This window comes from Pontibacter sp. SGAir0037, from assembly GCF_005491705.1.
In the GTDB taxonomy this organism is placed as follows: Bacteria; Bacteroidota; Bacteroidia; order Cytophagales; family Hymenobacteraceae; genus Pontibacter.
This window is the reverse complement of the sequence record NZ_CP028092.1, coordinates 4,152,784-4,171,237: the sequence shown is the minus strand read 5'-3', so window position 1 is coordinate 4,171,237 and position 18,454 is coordinate 4,152,784. Positions and strand designations below refer to the sequence as shown.

Genomic DNA, 18,454 nt, shown 5'->3' with positions numbered 1-18,454 from the left:
ATATATTTGGCCTTTCGTAGCAGAAAGCGTAATTTAGGGGGCAGCCAGGGTGGCTGCCCCCTAAATTTTGGCTTTTATACCAGTACCTGCACATAACGAGCGTGGTTTTCACCTTTTTTTATATTTCAGAAGTGTAAACCAATCTTATTTAGCAGGCTGCTTCTCTTATTAAATAAATGAAATTTCACTTAACCGACGGCCTTAACTTCTTAAGCAAATTAACGCCCATACGTTTGTTAAATGCCACACAGGTAGTTGGCAGTTACCTGTATTCCCGTTTTACAGGCAAAGCAGTGCATTGGGGTTCGCCTATCAGTATCTCTTTTGAGCCTACTACCTCCTGTAACCTTCGCTGCCCCGAGTGCCCTAGCGGTTTGCGCTCGTTTACAAGGCCTACAGGTATGCTGCAGGAGGGCTTGTTTAAGCAAACTATAGATGAGTTACAGCACCGCCTGCTTTATCTTATTCTATATTTTCAGGGGGAGCCTTACCTGCACAAAGGCTTTCTGGACCTGGTAAAATATGCTTCGGGCAAAGGGATCTATACAGCTACCTCTACCAATGCACATTACCTGAACGATGAAACTGCCCGCCAGACAGTAGAATCGGGGTTGGACAGGTTAATTGTTTCCATAGATGGCACCACACAGGAAACTTATTCGGCTTATCGGGTAGGTGGTAAACTGAATAAGGTGCTGGAGGGAACACGGCAGGTTGTGAAATGGAAGAAGAGACTGAAGTCGAAAACGCCGCATATTATGTTCCAGTTTTTAGTGGTAAGGCCTAACGAGCACCAACTGGACGACGTAAAGGAACTGGCAAAAGAGCTGGGTGTAGACGAAGTGGTATTTAAAACGGCTCAGATTTACGACTATGAAAATGGTTCAGACCTGATCCCGACCATAGACTACTACTCCAGGTATAAAAACAACGGGAATGGCACATATTCGCTAAAAAACAAGCTGTTAAGCCATTGCTGGAAAATGTGGCACTCATGCGTAATTACCTGGGATGGGTTAACTGTTCCCTGTTGCTTCGACAAAGATGCCGAATACCGTATGGGCGACCTGAAGCAGGAGTCTTTCGCGCAGGTGTGGCGTGGTGCAAAGTATAACAAGTTCAGGCAATCGCTGTTACGTTCGCGAGATGAAATAGAAATGTGCCGGAACTGTACGGAAGGCACAAAGGTATGGGCATAAACAGCCTTTTATTGAAAGTAATTAACATAATAAAAGATAAATTATGCAAGACATTGATAAAGCGCTGGAGCTGTTACTAACGAAGCTGGAGTCTTGGGGCAACCATATTGTGTTAATGCTCCCTAATTTTGTTGTAGCTCTTTTAGTGCTGGTTATCACATTTGTTGTAGCAAGATTTATCAGGAGTTGGTTAGAAAAAGCATTTAAACGCTTTTCTCATAGTGCGGCACTTAATAACCTTATTATTACCCTGCTTTATTTAGCCATTGTTTTTGTTGGGTTATTTTTTGCCCTCAACGTGCTGGGGCTGGATAAGGTAGTTGTGTCGTTGCTGGCTGGTGTCGGTATTATCGGCTTAGCGCTGGGTTTTGCCTTTCAGGATATTGCTGCTAATTTTATTTCGGGTATCATCATTGCCGTGCAAAAGCCTGTAAGGGTAAACGACATGATTGAGACGAACGATTACTTCGGTGTAATTGAGCGTATCTCTTTAAGAACAATAGATATCCGGCAACCGACAGGGGAACTGGTGAAGCTGCCCAACAAAATGGTGTTTGAAAACCCGGTTACCAACTTCTCCTACAATAATATGCGACGTGTAGATGTGCCTGTAGGTATATCGTATGCCGAAGACCTGGAGCGGGTGCAACGTGTTGTGATAGAGGCTTTGCAGGATGTGAAGAACCGTGTTAAATCACGTGATATAGAAGTAATGTTTGATGAGTTCGGCGACAGCTCCATCAACTTTAAAGCCAGGTTCTGGGCAACCTATAAGCGGCAGGTAGATTATGTAAGCGCAAAGAGCGACGCTATCATCCGGATTAAAAAGGCTTTTGACCAGCATGATATACTGATTCCGTTCCCAATTCGTACGCTTGATTTCGGAATAAAAGGAGGCGAGAAACTAAATGAACAGTTAGAAGCTGTACAGGCAGCTATCAAGAATGGCAAACAAACAGGTAGGAACGACGATTAGAAGATAAAAGCATACTGCTTTAAAACAGAAAGGGCCGATACTTACATCGGCTCTTTCTGTTTTACTTAACAATCTTTCTTATCCAGGTTCTTCCCAAGGTCTTCTACTTGTTTCAGAAAATTATCTACTTTTTCGTCAGCGTAGGGTCCATAAGAATTCGATATAGTGCCTTTTATGCCTGATTCGGTTTCCAGTACATATAAGATAGACATATCGTCCGGGTTAGTTTCTCCTTCAAAACGGTAAAAATCCGTAATTCTTACCTGCTCTGGAGTAAAGGATGCTTTTTCGTCCATAGTGGTTAATGCCCCTCCTTCTGTTACTTTAAAATCTGTTTTAAAGCCATCTTTGCGAAGTCGGTTAAGCACGTTTACCAGAGATCTTTCTTCAACTTTATCTTGCATAGCATATAGTTTTTAGGATGTATCAATTCAAGTACTGAACTATACGCAAAAACAAGCTTTTGATATAAAAAAGACGAGACTAATTACACGAAGTCGCTGCAGGAGCTGCAGAAACATGATGCAGTGTGCTTGGAACAGGTAGCAGGAGAAACCCCTAAAAACAGAATATCTTAAGAAACAGAAGCCGATTTCTGCTTTTCCAGGTCTTGCTGTATCTTTTTGAAGTCGATGGTGGAACAGGCACCGCCACAGCCCTTGGAACAACTGCTTCCTTTCAGGCTAAAGCTGCGATAAAGCAAGCGGCCTATATAAAATGCCGCTGCCAGAAAAATAATGAGAATAATAATTTCCTGTACCATGTCTACTCAACTTCACAAAGGTAAAAAAAGTTTACCGGAAAGACTCTTTCCAGTATTCAGCAATTGTTTCCAGCATTTCTGTATGTATGTTGCCGTTACTGGCCACCATTTCGCGCCCGAAAACAACATCGCCGTCGCCTGTAAATTTAGAAAGCGTCCCTCCTGCTTCTTTTACAATAATAGCACCTGCCGCCACATCCCAGGCATTTAAATTATATTCAAAAAAACCTTCGAAACGGCCTACAGCTACATACACCAGGTCTAAAGCAGCAGAGCCCAGACGGCGTATGCCATGCGATTTTGCCATAAAGTTGCCCATTACCTGCAGGTATTGCTGCATCAGGCCAAAATCGTAGTAAGGGAAACCTGTGGCAATCAAAGAATCCTTAAGCTTAGCCACTTCCGATACTTTAATAGGAGATTCATTTAAGAAAGCTCCTCCGCCCTGGTAAGCAGAAAAACACTCGTCGCGAATTGGCTCGTACACAGTGCCCAATATTACTTCATCGCCATCGGCCAGAGCCACACTCACGCAATAGTTAGGTACGCCATGCGTAAAGTTGGTGGTGCCATCCAGCGGGTCTATAATCCAGTTAAAGCGTTCGCCCCTGGTGGTTTCTGTTCCCTCTTCTGTTATAAATCCTGCTTCAGGCAAAAGCTTTTTAAGATCCGCCACAAGTAGCTTTTCAGTTTCTTTGTCTACATAAGATACAAGGTCGTTAAACCCCTTCATCTCAATTTTGGAGCGGTCGAAATTGGCCGCCTCTTTTCGTAAGAAAGCGCCTGCTCTGCGGGCGATAACGTTCAGGTTCTGTGATAGCTGATGTAAGTTCATAGTTTGGTTTTTATGCTTTTGTCTTCGCTTCTACAGTTTTTCTCTCTCTGGAAGACCACACCATATACTCTGCTCTGATAACTAAAGTTAACGCAATAGGAATAAAGGCCGCATGGGGTTCCTGCGGCAGCCCCCACCAGGTAATGAGTAGCAAGCCTGTAATAACAGCTGTAGCAGTCATATATATTCTTACCCAAGCGGGCAATAGCCTTTTGCCCAGCAAGAAAGCCACTACTACGTGTGTAGGTATCCCCCACAGCAGGTTGTAGTTGTTGGCAGTGGCCTGATGGTCTGTTGCAAACCACAACAGCAGAAAGATAATGCCCAGCAAACCTGAAATAAAGAAAAGCATAAAATCCAGGGTTTTGCTGCGACGGTTGTTTTTCAGATCAAGTATAGTTACAACCAAAACTACAACAAAGAATGCCCAAAACACCATAGTAGGTCTGAACAGCGAAAAAGACTCCTCCTGGGGCGGCTGTTGCAGAAAAATGGTCTTAGGTTCGCCGGCCAGAGGTACTGCTTTGCCATTCTGCATAATGGTGGCATTGGCAAAACCCATAGAAAGGTAATCCGGCAGGAACATATATTCATAGGGTGTCGCTTCCTGGTCTATTTTTGCCCCTAAAGCTAAATCTATTCCAAAATCGCCCCATGGCTGTGGCGGCAGGTAAATATCAATCAGATTACGGAAACTGTAATCTTTGTCAAAATGCTCAATGTTAAACTTGATCTGGTTGGGAAAAGTAGCCTCTAAACCATCGCGGATACGGGTGGCACAATTATCAAAAAAGAAATCGTAGAGGTAGAAGCGGTTGGCAGGCAGGTAATTGTTCGTCAGGAACGCCCAGTATTGCTGCCTTTGCTCCGGTGTCAGGCGTAGCTCCTGCTCAAATACAGAGCGGTTGTCGCGGGTATAGGCATATACAAAGTCGCTGAAGTAGGCTGCCGAAAGCTTGTAACGGAGCTTGCCCTGGGCAAACTTCAGGTAAAAGTTAGGCTCATCAAAATCGAAGGTGCCATAGTTAAAAACAATATCAAGGCCGGCTGCCGGATCGTTTACCCGCACCGCACTATGTCCGAACACGGTATAAAGATCATCGCCGCTGGAGCAGGTAATCAAACTTATAGTGGCATCAGGCGAAAGCTGGTAATTTTCAAACTGTGCCTGCCCCTGCAGTGCATACAAGCAACACACCAGGAGGAGCCATATTTTTGTTAGATGTTGTTTCATAAGTTCTTCACCATTTTCAGTCTTTAGCTCCTGCTACCACTATTACAAATTCACCTTTTATGGCTTTCGTTTCGAATAGCTGAATGAGTTCGTCTAAAGTACCGTTAATGGTTTCTTCAAACATTTTAGAAATTTCGCGTGAAACAGAAACGAGGCGATCACCTCCAAAGTATTCTTTAAATTGAGAAAGCGTTTTCTGCAGGCGGTGCGGCGATTCGTAAAAGATCATGGTGCGCTCTTCCTGTGCCAGGCTCTGCAGTCTGGTTTGCCGCCCTTTTTTTATGGGAAGAAACCCTTCAAAAGTAAACCTGTCTGTGCTGAAGCCCGATTTTACCAGAGCCGGCACAAAAGCAGTAGCTCCGGGCAGGCACTCTACTTTCAAATCATTTTTTAGGCATTCACGCACCAGAAAAAAGCCCGGGTCTGATATACCGGGAGTACCAGCATCCGAAACAAGTGCCATTACTTCTCCTCCTTTCAGGCGATCAATCAGGTGGGCGGTTGCCTTGTGTTCGTTGTGCAGGTGGTGGCTGTGCATCCGCTTTTCAATGCCCAGGTGCTGTAGCAGCTTACCGCTGGTACGGGTATCTTCTGCCAGAATCACATCTACTTCCTTTAAAATTCTGATAGCCCGTAAAGTGATATCTTCTAAATTACCAATGGGCGTAGGCACCAAGTATAAATTCGTTTTTTCCTGTTCCTGCATAATCATCAAAGGTAGTAAAAAGAGTGCTGAGTCACGAGTCCTGAATTCTGAGTTAATTAAAATTTGATGCTCTCTTCCCCTCTACGCTTTTATTCGCTGCTACACCCACAAAAAATTTCAGTTATGTCCTATTATCAAATGAATCATTTAACTCCTGGTTCAGAACTCCCCTATACTTGTGGAACAAGGCGCAGGCATGGGCGTATAGAGTTAAACAACTTATAATCAGTATGAAATAATCTAAGAATACTATATAGCTATGGAAAATAAACCTACATCGGTACCGGGGCAGGTACAAGAAAAACAGCCGGGCGAAGAACATGAAATGACACCAAAGCCGGAGTTTATCCGCGATTCTTATAAAGGAAGTGACAAGCTGAAAGGAAAAGCTGCCTTGATATCTGGTGGTGACAGCGGGATAGGCCGTGCAGTAGCAGTGCATTTTGCCAGAGAAGGGGCTGATGTGGCTATTGTGTATCTGAACGAGGACAAGGATGCCGAGGAAACTAAAGCACTGGTAGAGAAGGAAGGCCGTAAGTGTATTCTGATTGCCGGTGATATTGGCAAGGAAGAGTTCTGTAAACTGGCCGTTGAGCAGGCCGTAAAAGAACTGGGTAAGCTGGATATCCTGGTTAACAATGCGGCAGAACAGCATGAGCAAACCGATCTGAAAGATATTTCGCAGGAACAGCTGAAACGCACCTTCGATACTAATATCTTCTCGATGTTCTACATGACCAAAGCGGCGCTGGAGCATCTGAAAGAAGGAAGCAATATTGTAAACACCACTTCCATCACTTCTTACAGAGGCAGTGCCCACTTAATGGATTATGCTTCTACGAAAGGTGCTATTACGGCTTTTACACGTTCCCTTTCTCAAAACCTGACAGATAAAAAAATCCGGGTGAATGCCGTGGCTCCCGGACCTATCTGGACACCTCTTATACCTGCTTCTTTTGATGAAGAAAAAGTGGCGGAATTTGGCAAAAGTCAGCCAATGGGGCGTTTAGGGCAACCATCTGAGGTAGCTCCTGCCTATGTGTTTTTGGCCTCTGAAGACGGCTCTTACATTACAGGGCAGGTAATACATGTAAATGGCGGAGAGCAGATAGGAGGCTAATCTAGCCAACCATTCCGCCTGAAATAAGTAAAATACATAGAAGGCTTCGTGATGCGGAGCCATAAATTTCAATACTATGGAAGATCAAAATAAAAATAGACAGAACCCTTCTTCTTTAAGCGGACAGAGCCCTGATAAAAGGCCTGTACGTGTGATAGATGAAGATACATCGGAGCAGGAAATGAGTGCAGGGCATATTATACCAGGTGCCGATGCTCCAAAAAATGAACATCAGCGGGGCGGCTTCGGTAACCGCGACGGTAAAGAAGGCTATGGTAGCGATACTTCAGGCTTCGGCCCGAGTGCCATCGGAGTAAATGATTTTTCCGACGACGGTATACCGCCTAAAGACAACATGCGTACGGAAGAAGAAGGAAGAGGTGCTTAACTGCTCCTCAGTGTAGTAGAATTTGATTTCAGAAGTGCTGAAGCAGCAAAATAGAAAGCTTTGGCCATTTTTAACTTAAACAAAGGAGGATATTATGCCATCATATAAGCATACGCAGCCAGGTGGGGCTGATAGCGGAAAACCATCAGGAAGAGGACAATCAAAAGCTGGCGTAAAACCGGTAGATCCGAACCAGACGCGTGATGAACACGATGAGTTAAGCGAAAAATATACCAATGGGCCTGATGATATTGCGGAAGGTATTATAACAAACAACCCCAACCGTAATTTAAACAAGCCGGATATTGATAAGGGTAAATATAATTAACAGTAAAATACCTTATGAGAAATAGCACCTGCCAAAACAGGTGCTATTTCTTTTTTGGCTAGTCTGAAAGATTTCTGTAATATAGCTGCCAGCTTTGTATAAACCTCTTTATGGCCCGCTACGCCCTTACAGATATTCATGGTTGTGTCCGCACGTTTAAAGCATTGGTGCTGGAAAAGTTAAAGCTTCAGAAAACAGATGAGCTCTACATTTTAGGCGATCTGGTAAATAAAGGTCCCGATAGTAAAGGCGTAGTCGATTTTATCATACAACTACAGAAGCAACACTACCAGGTACTTTGTCTGCGGGGCAACCACGACCAGATGCTTCTAAATGCTTCCAGAAAAGGTGAAAAAGCATTAACGCTAAAGCCTTTCGAACAGGAACTGCTGCTGGAGAGCTTTGAGGTTCATGATTTTGAGCACCTGCCTCAGAAATATGTGCAGTTTCTGAAAGATCTTCCTTTTTACCTGGAGCTACCTGATTATTACCTGGTGCACGCCGGTTTCGATTTTAAGCAGCAGGATATCTTTAAAGACACAGATGCCATGCTCAATATCAGAGGCTATAGTGTAAACTGGGATAAACTGGATAACAAGAAGCTTCTGCACGGCCATACCCCTACCCCTTTGCACAGTATAAAAAAAGGAGCAGCACATAAAGACATGAAGCTCAACCTGGATGCAGGCTGTGTCTACTATAAAAATGCCTCTTATGGGAATTTAGTAGCGCTGGATATGGATTCACAGGAGTTGTTTGTGCAGCCTAATGAAGACCGGCCTTACCCGGTAGCCAGGAAAAGTTAACCAGAGGGTTGTTGCTGCCGCAGATAAGTGCTGCAATCCGGTCTTTGCACCAAAGGCGTATATAAACTTTTGAAACATTGGTTTATTCAGGTGCATACTTTAATTTTGACGAATCATAACTTCACTAAAAGTAGCGATGCAAAAAGATACAGCCATTTTTGATTTAATAGCGAAAGAGAAAGCCCGCCAGACCCATGGCATAGAGCTGATTGCTTCTGAAAACTTTGTTTCGGAACAGGTAATGCAGGCAATGGGAAGCGAAATGACAAATAAATATGCTGAAGGCCTGCCCGGCAAACGTTATTATGGTGGCTGTGAAATTGTAGACCAGGCAGAGCAACTGGCTATAGATCGTGCAAAAGAGCTATTTGGTGTAGAATGGGTAAATGTGCAGCCACACTCTGGTGCTCAGGCCAATGCAGCCGTTATGCTGGCGGTGCTGCAGCCGGGCGATAAAATTCTGGGTTTCGACCTGTCGCATGGTGGCCACTTAACACATGGTTCGCCTGTAAACTTTTCCGGTAAACTATACCAGCCAACGTTTTATGGCGTTGAGCAGGAAACTGGTTTAATAGATTTTGATAAAGTAGTAGAGATTGCCCGCCGTGAGCAGCCAAAGCTTATTATCTGTGGTGCCTCTGCCTACAGCCGCGACTGGGATTATAAAAAATTGCGTGCCGCCGCCGATGAGGTAGGTGCCTTGTTGCTGGCCGATATTTCGCACCCATCCGGCCTTATTGCCCGTGGTCTCCTGAACAACCCGTTCGAGCATTGCCACATTGTAACTACTACAACGCATAAAACCCTTCGTGGCCCAAGAGGTGGCATGATCATGCTGGGCAAAGACTTCGAAAATCCGTTTGGCCTTAAAACACCAAAAGGTGAAACACGTATGATGTCTTCTTTGCTGGATGGAGCTGTTTTCCCTGGTACGCAAGGTGGTCCGCTGGAGCACGTAATTGCAGCCAAAGCAGTTGCATTCTTCGAAGCTCTTTCTGATGATTATAAGGTGTATGTAGAGCAGGTGCAGAAAAACGCTCAGGCAATGGCAAAAGCGTTTTTAGAGCGCGGCTACGACATAATTTCCGGAGGAACCGACAACCACATGATGCTGATAGACCTGCGCTCAAAAGGCTTAACAGGTAAACTGGCAGAAAATACTCTTATCAAAGCAGATATCACCATCAACAAAAATATGGTGCCTTTCGATGATAAGTCGCCGTTTGTAACTTCTGGTATGCGTGTAGGTACGGCCGCCATTACCACACGTGGATTAAAGGAAGCGGATATGGATCGTATTGTTGAACTGATCGATACTGTACTGGCTAACCACGAGAACGAAGGTAAAATTGCAGAAGTACGCAAAGAAGTAAATGCCTGGATGGAGCAGTATCCACTATTCGCTTAATCTTAAACAACTATAGCAAGCAGCCCTTATGATGGATCAACCACACTTAGAGGAAGGAGAACAGCAGGGAGAGATGTCTTTTGTGGACCATCTTGAAGAGTTGAGATGGCATATTATTCGGGCACTGGCTTCTATATTAGTATTTGGTGTAGCTGCTTTTCTGGCAAAAAGCTTTGTTTTCCATGACATTATTCTGGCTCCGTCGCGCCCCGATTTTTTTAGCTACAGAGTGATGTGCGAGGTGGGCCAGAAATTGGGAACTACAGGCTTTTGTATAGAAGAAATGGGCTTTACTATCCAAAGCCGCCAGATGAGCGGGCAGTTTGCCATGCACCTGATGGTATCGGTGGTGTTAGGTTTGGCCTGCGCCTTCCCTTACGCTTTCTGGGAAATCTGGCGTTTTGTTAAGCCTGGCTTATACCCACAGGAGCAAAAAAACTCACAGGGAGCCGTATTCTGGGTATCTATCCTTTTCCTGATGGGCTTGATGTTTGGTTACTATGTGGTTTCCCCCATTTCCATCAACTTTCTTGCAGGTTACCAGGTAGATCCTTCTATTGTAAATGAATTCGACTTGTCTTCCTACATTTCAACGCTTACCACCCTGTGCCTGGCTTGTGCTGTAATGTTTGAGCTGCCTGTTATTGTTTACTTCTTTACAAAGGCAGGTCTGCTTTCGCCTGAAACAATGAAGCTGTACCGTCGCCACTCTATCCTGGTTATCCTGATCATTTCGGCTATTGTAACGCCGCCTGATGTGATCAGCCAGATGCTGATTGCCATCCCATTGGTTGGCCTGTATGAGGTAAGTATCAGCGTTTCGAGATCTATCCGTAAAAATGATTTAAAGAAACTAAACGAAAATAACACCATATAACCATGGCTTATAAAATTGCAATTGGCGGTGACCACGCAGGCTATACCTACAAAGGTATGTTAAAAGAAGTGCTGGCAGAACTGGGGCATGAGGTACACGACTTTGGGCCTGATTCAGATGCTTCGGTGGATTACCCGGACCATGTGCATCCGCTGGCAAATGCTGTGGAAGCGAAAGAAGCTGATTTTGGTATCCTGATTTGCGGAAGTGGAAACGGTGTGGCCATAACAGCTAATAAGCACCGCCAGATTCGTGCTGCCCTTTGCTGGGAAACAAAACTGGCAGCCCTGGCACGTTCTCATAACAATGCCAATGTACTTTGCATACCGGCCCGCTTCGTGTCGCAGGAAAAAGCTGCTGATATGGTGCGAACCTTTCTTTCAACCGATTTTGAAGGCGGCCGCCACCAGACCCGCGTAGACAAAATTTCGAACTGCTAAGGCAAAAATCAACTTTAGGTTAGCGCCTTTTCTTATATACTGCCGCTGTCTCTGTTTCTTCATAAGAAGCAAAAACAGTTGGCAGTTTGTATTTTAGCTCTTCCATCAATCCGGCTTTGTCAACAATGTAAGCCGGAGATTCTTTTCTGAAGTTCTCCTGGATTTCGAACAAAGCCCAATACTCGTTCAGGTTGCCGAAATGCCGCTGCGCGAGCTGCCAGTTCAGGTATGGCGTAGCCGGTTTATTGTTGGTATAGTAACTTAAGTCGTTACCTAGCACAAGTACGGTTGTATTACGAATAGCCGGAACAGGGTTAGCAGAAGCTAAAAGCTTTGCATCGTTAATTTGCAGGAAACGATTTATACCCGACACGTCTCTGTAGCGCAGAATAACTACGCCTGCCAGAACAGCAAAGAATACTGTGTTCAGTATCCATTTTTTGAGTCCTCCTGTAAAGAAAAACTCGCTGAAATAGGCAATGGCAGGAAGTATCAGTACAAAAGCCCCGGCCGATACCGATGCCTGTGTAAAAGCAACCAATAGACCTACTGCCATCCACACCCACATCAGTTGCTGAAACTTAACCTGGAACACCAGCCGTTGTGGAAGCGACATCATGCTAAAAACCGAAAGCAGCCAGAGCAGAGCAGGTAAGGCCAGCACCTTTACCAAGTCGGCAGGAGAAAGCAGTAATGTAGTCTGGTATAGCCACGAACGTAACAGGTGTAATACTATAAATTCATCCAGAGAGCCTGCATACAGGTAGTAGGTCATCAGCATGGCATACGGGAACACAAACCCACATACCATAAGCAAAAAGCTCCTGAAAGTGTTGGAGGCAAAAAAGATGACAGCAAAAGTTCCTGCCAGCAGGAAAAGAAGCAGTGGCAGATAGCTTAGGGCAGCCAGGCCAAACATAAACCCGCCTACAAACAACCGGCTATTGTCTAAGCCCTCTCTGGATATCGTGATGATGTATGGCAGCGACAGGATGATAAAAGTATTGCCGATGAGCAGTGGCGTGAGCATATCAAACTCATAGGTAATGCTTCCGAGGATAAGATATATGAGCGCAGGGAGGTAATTCTTCTCGGCGTACACCTGGTGCCTGTTAAGCGTAGTATTAAAGAAAAACGCCTGTAGCAGCAGAAGCATAGTGGCTACCAAACGATAAGCGATAACAGAACGCCCTGTAACAATATCTATCATCCAGTAAAATAGTGCTGCCAGCGGTGCCGTATTGTCATACACCTCAGCATACATCTGAAAGCCATTTGTCAGCCGCTCCCCTACCAGCATAGAAATTAATTCCTGGGATGTGGCTGGTTGCCCCAACAGGATAAGCGGTACTCTTATGGCAAGAAACAGCAAGACCAGCAGAACCAGGCGGGAAGGCAGTATACTTCTAAAGTAACTAATCAAGGTAAGATGCAGTTATAAGAAACTAGTAAAAATGCTTAACCTGAAATGAGTAAGGCACTTTTGGGGTAAAAATGCAAAATTAATGTGATATTTGCATCTTCATATGGAAAGTAAAAGACAACAGAAATTTTCTCGCCTGATTCAGAAAGAGTTGGCGGAAATCTTTCAGAGAGAGGTTCCGCATCTTTTTGGAGGGGCTTATATATCAGTAAGTGTGGTTCGTGTGTCGCCAGACCTGGGGCTGGCGCGTGTTTACCTGAGTGTAATGATGGCAAAGAGTAATGAGGGTTTGCTGCTCGAGATACGTGCCAATACAAAGACGATACGCCATTTGCTGGCTCAGCGCATTAAAAAGCAGGTGCGTGTTATACCAGAACTGGTGTTTTACCTCGACGATAGCGCAGAGTATGCTGCTCACATTGATAAATTATTTTCTAACATCGAGATTCCTCCTGCCGACGAAAACGAAGAGAGCAGTGAAGAAGACGAAGACGATGCCGATTCCCAATAGCTTTAGTTTTGCTTCACCTTTATGCAGTATGATCCTATAAAACGCGTGTTGGGCGATGTGTTCAACCGAACGCCATTCCTGCGCCGTGTTTTTTTCCACCTTTTAGACCTGCTTCTGCTCCGCACCTGGCATGTGCATAAAGAGCTGCGGGCATGGGCTGTAAGCCGTAAAGGCAAAGAGCAGCGGATATTGGATGCCGGTGCCGGTTTTGGCCAGTATACGTACTACCTCTCCAACATGAGCAGCAAGTGGTGCATACAGGCTGTGGATGTGAAGGATGAGCAAATCTCCGATAACAACCATTTTTTCAGGGCACTTGGCAGGCATAATGTGCTTTTCCGCAATGCAGACCTGGTGCAGTACCGGGAGCCGAACGCATATGACCTGGTGCTGTCTGTTGATGTAATGGAGCATATACTGGAGGATGTGGAGGTGTTCCGTAACTTTCATGCTTCTATGCGTTCAGGTGGTATGCTGGTTATTTCAACTCCTTCCGATCAGGGTGGTTCTGATGTAACAGGCGATCACGATACTTCATTTATAGAAGAACACGTACGCGACGGGTATAATATTCAGGAGATACAGCAGAAGCTGCGTACGGCAGGTTTCCGTAAGGTAGAGGCAAAGTACTCTTATGGCAAACCCGGGCAGGTATCCTGGCGTTTGTCTATGAAGTACCCGATGCTCATGCTCAACGTCTCTAAAATTTTCTTCCTGGTTTTACCGTTTTACTATCTCATTACGTTTCCGTTTTGCCTGCTGCTGAACTGGATGGATGTTAACGGCAAGCATGCAACAGGAACAGGGCTTATTGTAAAAGCCTGGAAGTAGGTTTGAGTTAGAGAGTTAAAAAGTTAGAGAGGTAGAAAATTAAAGGGTTAGAGAGTTTGGGAAGGTTCTTACAGTATTTTCGGAATTTGCTGCATAACTATACTCCAGCACATTAATATATTTACACATTAGCACATTAATAAATTAGCACATTAACTTAACAATAACGCCATAACATTACTGGAGCGGTTTACGATAAACGGCACAAGGAAACAAGATAAACATGAATGTACCTTTTCTGATAGCAAAACGATATTTTTTCTCCAGGAAGAAGAGGAACATCATCAGCATTATCTCCAATATCGCTATGATTGGTGTGGCGGTGGGATCGATGGCTTTGATTATTGTGCTTTCTGTATTTAACGGATTGGAAGACCTGATTCGTACAATATACAGCAGCTTCGACCCCGATCTGAAAATAACAGCGGTAGAAGGCAAGTCTTTTGAAACAGATACCGAATTCATGAACCGCATCAGGCGTACCCCAGGCGTGGCAGTGGTGTCAGAAATCATAGAAGACAATGCATTGCTTCGCTACAACGACCGCCAGATGGTGGTAAAGGTAAAGGGCGTTAGCGAAAACTTCTTTCAGCAGAATGATATAGACTCTTCTATTGTAGAGGGGCACCATGAGCTGATTGTAAATGAGGTATATTATGCGCTGGTAGGGCGGGGAGTACAATACCAGCTTTCTATCAGGCCTAGCAACCAGTTTGTGCCTTTGCAATTCCTTTACCCGCGCAACACCAAATTTAATCCGCTGAACCCGGAGGGAGCCTTTAATAGCCTGAATATAGCTGCCGGTGGTGTTTTTGCCATAGAACGCCAGTACGACGATGCTTACGTATTTGTACCCCTGAACTTTGCAGAAGAGCTTCTGGAGTACGGGCGGCGGCGCACTTCCCTTGAAATAAAAGTAGAGCGTGGAGCCAGAATTGAGACCGTTAAACGGGCGCTGCAGCAGGCGCTCGGAGAAAGCTTTAATGTGCAGGACAGCGATGAGCAGCATACCAGCTTGTTACGGGCTGTTAAGGTAGAAAAGCTCTTCGTATTCATCACCTTCGCCTTTATTCTTCTGATAGCTTCGCTGAATATATTCTTCTCGCTTTCTATGCTGGTAATCGATAAACAGAAAGACATAGCGGTGCTGGCTTCTATGGGAGCTACAGCCAAAACCATACAGAATATATTCTTATTCGAGGGAGCCTTAGTTGCTTTTATCGGGGCTGCCTATGGCCTGTCTATGGGAATGCTGGTGTGTAACCTGCAACAAACCTTTGGGATAGTATCAATGGGGATGGCAACTTCTGTAGTAGACTCATACCCGGTAAAAATGCAGTGGGAAGACTTTGTGCTTACCGGAGTAGCCATTATTGTTATTACATTACTGGTTTCTATAAGGCCTGCCCGCAAAGCAGCTGCTATTTCTGTGCGGGATAATCTTTAAACACCGCTCTAGGTGAAAATACCCTACAAGCGCTCTTTTCTGGTGCTGCCATTCTAACGCGAAGCACAAAATTTATGGAGGCAGAAATGTCCGAAAGCTGCTTTATAAGCCTATAAAAAGCATATTTTGGTAGGAAATGCGCTCTTTATAGCTTAATTTGTCGTCCAAAATTTTGTCGTTGGCATGAAAGTGTATACTACACAGCCCTTTCAGGTAATCTATTCGCTTTTTGAGCATGAATACCTAGGCTATCTTTTCGAATCGTTTGTGGTGCAGGTAAATTCCAAAGGTCAACTTACATTGCAGCACCAGAACATTTCTGCCAAAAATGCCGATGAATTTGCCTCACGCTTAGATGGGAACGACTTCAAACTGATCACCCTGATCGACCAGATTCAACAGGATGCGGTGCTGAAGAAGTTTTCCTCAAAAAAAGTTACCACAGCAGAATTCTTCCTGAAAACCTATGATCCTGAAAAGGGAGATAAAACGCTGCAGGAGGCGATCAGCCATTACATACAGGTAAAGATGGGTAAGATACTTGACCTGCTGCAGGACAAGTTCACCTTTATTATGGGAAAGGACGGAGAGCCAACCTGGAAACAGATCAAAATAGCACCCGAAAAAGCTACTGTACTTTTCCATTTCAGGCGCAACGACGATAATACTCATTACTTTCCAACCATCAAATATGCAGGTGAGAAACTGGATTTCCAGTACCGCAATGCTACCCTGATCTGCTACGAACCAGCCTGGCTGATGCTGGATGATGTGGTGTATAGTTTTGAAAAGGCTATAGACGGTAAAAAGCTACAGCCTTTCCTCCATAAGAAATTTATTGTGATTCCTCGTTCTGTAGAGGAAAACTATTACCGCAAGTTTGTAACACCGCTGGTGGAATCGTTTGATGTGTATGCCAAAGGCTTCGATATCAAATCAGAAAAATATACACCGAGTCCTTACCTTACTTTCTCTGAGGTTAAAGCCGTAGAGGCACCAGCTGTGCTATCCAATGGCCGTGCCGAAAGAGCCGACAGAGCTTCCGTTGCCGAGAAGATTTTATTTGATCTGTCTTTTAAGTACGGTGACTATGTGGTAGAAACACACGAAGCAAAGCGTGTAAGCGTCAGCATGGAAAAAACGCAGGATTCCTATATTTTCCACCGCTTGATCCGTGATGTGAATCATGAAAGGGAGTTTGTAAAAGAGCTTTCAAAACGTGCCCTGGAGGTAAAGAATGGGCAGGTGGTATTAGATAAAAGCGAGGCCTTCTCGTGGTTGAACAATCATGTGCAAGAGTTGGAGCAGTTAGGTTTTACCGTGCGTCAATCCGAAAAAAGCGGCAAAAGCTACTTTATCGGAGAAGTTAGTGTTGATGTAGGCATTACTGAAAACAACGACTGGTTCGACATCTATGGCATAGTTCGCTTTGGTGAATTTGAGATTCCTTTCATCAAGCTGAAAAACCACATCCTAACCAAAAATAATGAGTTTAAGCTGCCCAACGGCCAAATAGCTATTATTCCGGAAGAGTGGTTTACGCAGTATATAGAACTGTTTGCCTTTTCGGAAGGAGAAGATTCTCTCACCCTGAAGAAGCATCATACGGCTTTGGTGAATGATTTGCAGAACGGTAACCTGGCTACTGTTACCATGAGCCGTAAACTGGAGAAGTTGCGTGAGTTTGAGGTGATAGAAGATCATCCTTTACCGGCAGGTTTTCAGGGGGAGCTGCGGCCTTATCAGAAAGCAGGCTATAATTGGCTGCACTTTGTAAAGGACTATAAGTTTGGAGGCTGCCTGGCCGATGACATGGGCTTGGGTAAAACAGTGCAAACATTGGCTATGCTGCAACACCGCAAGGAAAATGGAGCAGAAACAGCTACCTTGCTTATCATGCCTACTTCGCTGATTTACAATTGGCTGAACGAGGCACAGAAGTTTACGCCAGAGCTGCGCATTCTGAACTATACGGGCACTTACCGGGAAAAGAATGTGGAGCAGTTCAAAGATTATGATCTAATTTTAACCTCCTATGGTATAGCGCGCCTGGATGCAGAAATGCTGAAAGACTATTACTTCGATTATATTATACTGGATGAGTCGCAGGCAATTAAAAACCCCGATTCCAATACCTCGCGCGCTGTTCGGTCTTTAAAATCACGGCACCGCCTGATTCTTACGGGTACGCCTGTAGAGAATAGTACCATGGACCTGTGGTCGCAGATGTCTTTTATTAATCCTGGTTTACTTGGTAATCAGCACTTCTTCCGCAACGAGTTTCTGCGGCCGATAGAAAAAGAAAAGGACGAGCAGAAAACACGGAAGCTGCATGCTCTCATAAAGCCATTTATTCTGCGCAGGCACAAATCGCAGGTGGCAAAAGAACTGCCTGAGAAAATAGAGCATACTACGTACTGTAAAATGACAGAGGAGCAGGAGCATGCCTACGAAGAAACAAAATCTTATTACCGTAATAAGATACTGAAGAGCTTGGAAGAAAATGGCTCCGGAAATACGCAGTTCATGCTCTTGCAGGGCCTGATCAAGCTCCGGCAGATTGCCAACCACCCGCTGATGACAGATGCAGGCTACGAAGGAGAATCGGGTAAGCTGAAAGAAGTAATGCGCATGACTAAAAATGTGGTGACGAAGGGCCACAAGGTGCTAATCTTTAGTCAATTTGTGAAACATCTGGAAATTATTCGCAAAGTGTTGGATGAGCGTGAAATTACTTATGCCTATTTGGACGGGAATACTAAAAACAGGCAACAGCAGGTAGAGCGCTTCCAGACGGATGTAAGTATACAGGTGTTTCTGATTTCCCTGAAAGCAGGTGGTGTAGGCCTTAACTTAACGGCAGCAGATTATGTGTTTATCCTGGACCCGTGGTGGAACCCGGCTGTAGAGGCGCAGGCAGTGGACAGGGCGCATCGGATCGGGCAGCAGAACAAAGTGTTTACCTATAAGTTTATTACCAAAGATACTGTAGAGGAAAAGATACTCGCTCTGCAGAACCGTAAAATACAATTGGTAACAGACCTGATCAGTACCGATGAAACCATTATCAAGAGCCTTACCAAGGAGGATATTGATAATCTGCTGAGCTAATCTTTTGCTTAACATGTAAGCTAACATTCACAGAGCCGCTGCTTGTATAAA

19 protein-coding genes are annotated in these 18,454 nt (G+C 44.7%); 13 read left to right on the top strand and 6 right to left on the bottom strand.

All coding sequences use genetic code 11. The annotated features are described in order from the left end of the window. The first annotated feature begins 176 nt into the window (after positions 1–176). Both C1N53_RS17230 and C1N53_RS17225 read left to right on the top strand, forming a co-directional pair. The gene (locus tag C1N53_RS17230) at positions 177–1,199 is read left to right on the top strand and encodes an SPASM domain-containing protein (RefSeq protein ID WP_137760493.1); all 1,023 of its coding nucleotides are present in this window, start codon (positions 177–179) and stop codon (positions 1,197–1,199) included. A gap of 43 nt (positions 1,200–1,242) precedes the next feature. After that, entirely contained in the window at positions 1,243–2,175 is a 933-nt protein-coding gene (locus tag C1N53_RS17225; RefSeq protein ID WP_137760492.1) for a mechanosensitive ion channel family protein, read from the top strand. 65 nt (positions 2,176–2,240) lie between these two features. Here C1N53_RS17225 and C1N53_RS17220 read toward each other — a convergent pair whose 3' ends face one another. The 5 genes from C1N53_RS17220 to rsmI form a co-directional block, all read right to left on the bottom strand. After that, a complete protein-coding gene (locus C1N53_RS17220; protein ID WP_137760491.1) occupies positions 2,241–2,579 on the bottom strand; it encodes a hypothetical protein in 339 nt (112 codons plus the stop codon). A gap of 170 nt (positions 2,580–2,749) precedes the next feature. Further along, the gene (locus C1N53_RS17215) at positions 2,750–2,938 is read right to left on the bottom strand and encodes a FeoB-associated Cys-rich membrane protein (RefSeq protein ID WP_137760490.1); all 189 of its coding nucleotides are present in this window, start codon (positions 2,936–2,938) and stop codon (positions 2,750–2,752) included. Positions 2,939–2,969: 31 nt separating this feature from the next. Continuing rightward, entirely contained in the window at positions 2,970–3,773 is an 804-nt protein-coding gene (locus C1N53_RS17210) for an inositol monophosphatase family protein (protein ID WP_137760489.1), read from the bottom strand. A 10-nt stretch (positions 3,774–3,783) separates the two neighbouring features. Then, positions 3,784–5,007, bottom strand: coding sequence for a DUF4105 domain-containing protein (locus C1N53_RS17205; RefSeq protein ID WP_137760488.1), 1,224 nt, complete (start codon positions 5,005–5,007; stop codon positions 3,784–3,786). A 16-nt stretch (positions 5,008–5,023) separates the two neighbouring features. Next, on the bottom strand, positions 5,024–5,713 hold the full coding sequence (gene rsmI, locus C1N53_RS17200; RefSeq protein WP_137760487.1) for a 16S rRNA (cytidine(1402)-2'-O)-methyltransferase: 690 nt from the start codon (positions 5,711–5,713) through the stop codon (positions 5,024–5,026). A 259-nt stretch (positions 5,714–5,972) separates the two neighbouring features. On the opposite strand from rsmI, the gene C1N53_RS17195 reads away from it, so the two are divergent. The 7 genes from C1N53_RS17195 to rpiB all read left to right on the top strand — a co-directional run bounded on the left by C1N53_RS17195 (position 5,973) and on the right by rpiB (position 11,080). After that, positions 5,973–6,833: an SDR family oxidoreductase gene (locus tag C1N53_RS17195; RefSeq protein WP_137760486.1), complete on the top strand. Its 861-nt coding sequence runs from the start codon at positions 5,973–5,975 to the stop codon at positions 6,831–6,833. Between the two features lie 76 nt (positions 6,834–6,909). Continuing rightward, positions 6,910–7,221 (top strand): hypothetical protein, encoded by a 312-nt coding sequence (locus C1N53_RS17190; RefSeq protein ID WP_137760485.1) that lies wholly within the window; start codon positions 6,910–6,912, stop codon positions 7,219–7,221. A gap of 94 nt (positions 7,222–7,315) precedes the next feature. Then, complete coding sequence (locus C1N53_RS17185) at positions 7,316–7,549, top strand: hypothetical protein (protein WP_137760484.1); 234 nt, start codon at positions 7,316–7,318, stop codon at positions 7,547–7,549. Between the two features lie 110 nt (positions 7,550–7,659). Then, positions 7,660–8,355, top strand: coding sequence for a metallophosphoesterase (locus C1N53_RS17180; RefSeq protein WP_137760483.1), 696 nt, complete (start codon positions 7,660–7,662; stop codon positions 8,353–8,355). A gap of 136 nt (positions 8,356–8,491) precedes the next feature. Next, positions 8,492–9,763: a serine hydroxymethyltransferase gene (gene glyA, locus C1N53_RS17175; RefSeq protein WP_137760482.1), complete on the top strand. Its 1,272-nt coding sequence runs from the start codon at positions 8,492–8,494 to the stop codon at positions 9,761–9,763. Between the two features lie 31 nt (positions 9,764–9,794). Then, positions 9,795–10,640, top strand: coding sequence for a twin-arginine translocase subunit TatC (gene tatC, locus C1N53_RS17170; protein WP_137761543.1), 846 nt, complete (start codon positions 9,795–9,797; stop codon positions 10,638–10,640). Positions 10,641–10,642: 2 nt separating this feature from the next. Then, a complete protein-coding gene (rpiB, locus tag C1N53_RS17165) occupies positions 10,643–11,080 on the top strand; it encodes a ribose 5-phosphate isomerase B (RefSeq protein WP_137760481.1) in 438 nt (145 codons plus the stop codon). Positions 11,081–11,099: 19 nt separating this feature from the next. Here rpiB and C1N53_RS17160 read toward each other — a convergent pair whose 3' ends face one another. Continuing rightward, the gene (locus tag C1N53_RS17160) at positions 11,100–12,503 is read right to left on the bottom strand and encodes a hypothetical protein (protein ID WP_137760480.1); all 1,404 of its coding nucleotides are present in this window, start codon (positions 12,501–12,503) and stop codon (positions 11,100–11,102) included. A 103-nt stretch (positions 12,504–12,606) separates the two neighbouring features. Here C1N53_RS17160 and rbfA point away from each other — a divergent pair, with 103 nt between their 5' ends. From rbfA to C1N53_RS17140, 4 genes are all read left to right on the top strand, one after another. Beyond that, complete coding sequence (gene rbfA / locus C1N53_RS17155; RefSeq protein WP_137760479.1) at positions 12,607–13,014, top strand: 30S ribosome-binding factor RbfA; 408 nt, start codon at positions 12,607–12,609, stop codon at positions 13,012–13,014. A gap of 21 nt (positions 13,015–13,035) precedes the next feature. After that, positions 13,036–13,845 (top strand): bifunctional 2-polyprenyl-6-hydroxyphenol methylase/3-demethylubiquinol 3-O-methyltransferase UbiG, encoded by an 810-nt coding sequence (locus C1N53_RS17150; RefSeq protein ID WP_137760478.1) that lies wholly within the window; start codon positions 13,036–13,038, stop codon positions 13,843–13,845. Between the two features lie 223 nt (positions 13,846–14,068). Beyond that, entirely contained in the window at positions 14,069–15,292 is a 1,224-nt protein-coding gene (locus C1N53_RS17145; RefSeq protein WP_137760477.1) for an FtsX-like permease family protein, read from the top strand. A 183-nt stretch (positions 15,293–15,475) separates the two neighbouring features. Further along, on the top strand, positions 15,476–18,403 hold the full coding sequence (locus C1N53_RS17140; RefSeq protein WP_137760476.1) for a DEAD/DEAH box helicase: 2,928 nt from the start codon (positions 15,476–15,478) through the stop codon (positions 18,401–18,403). Positions 18,404–18,454 lie beyond the last annotated feature (51 nt).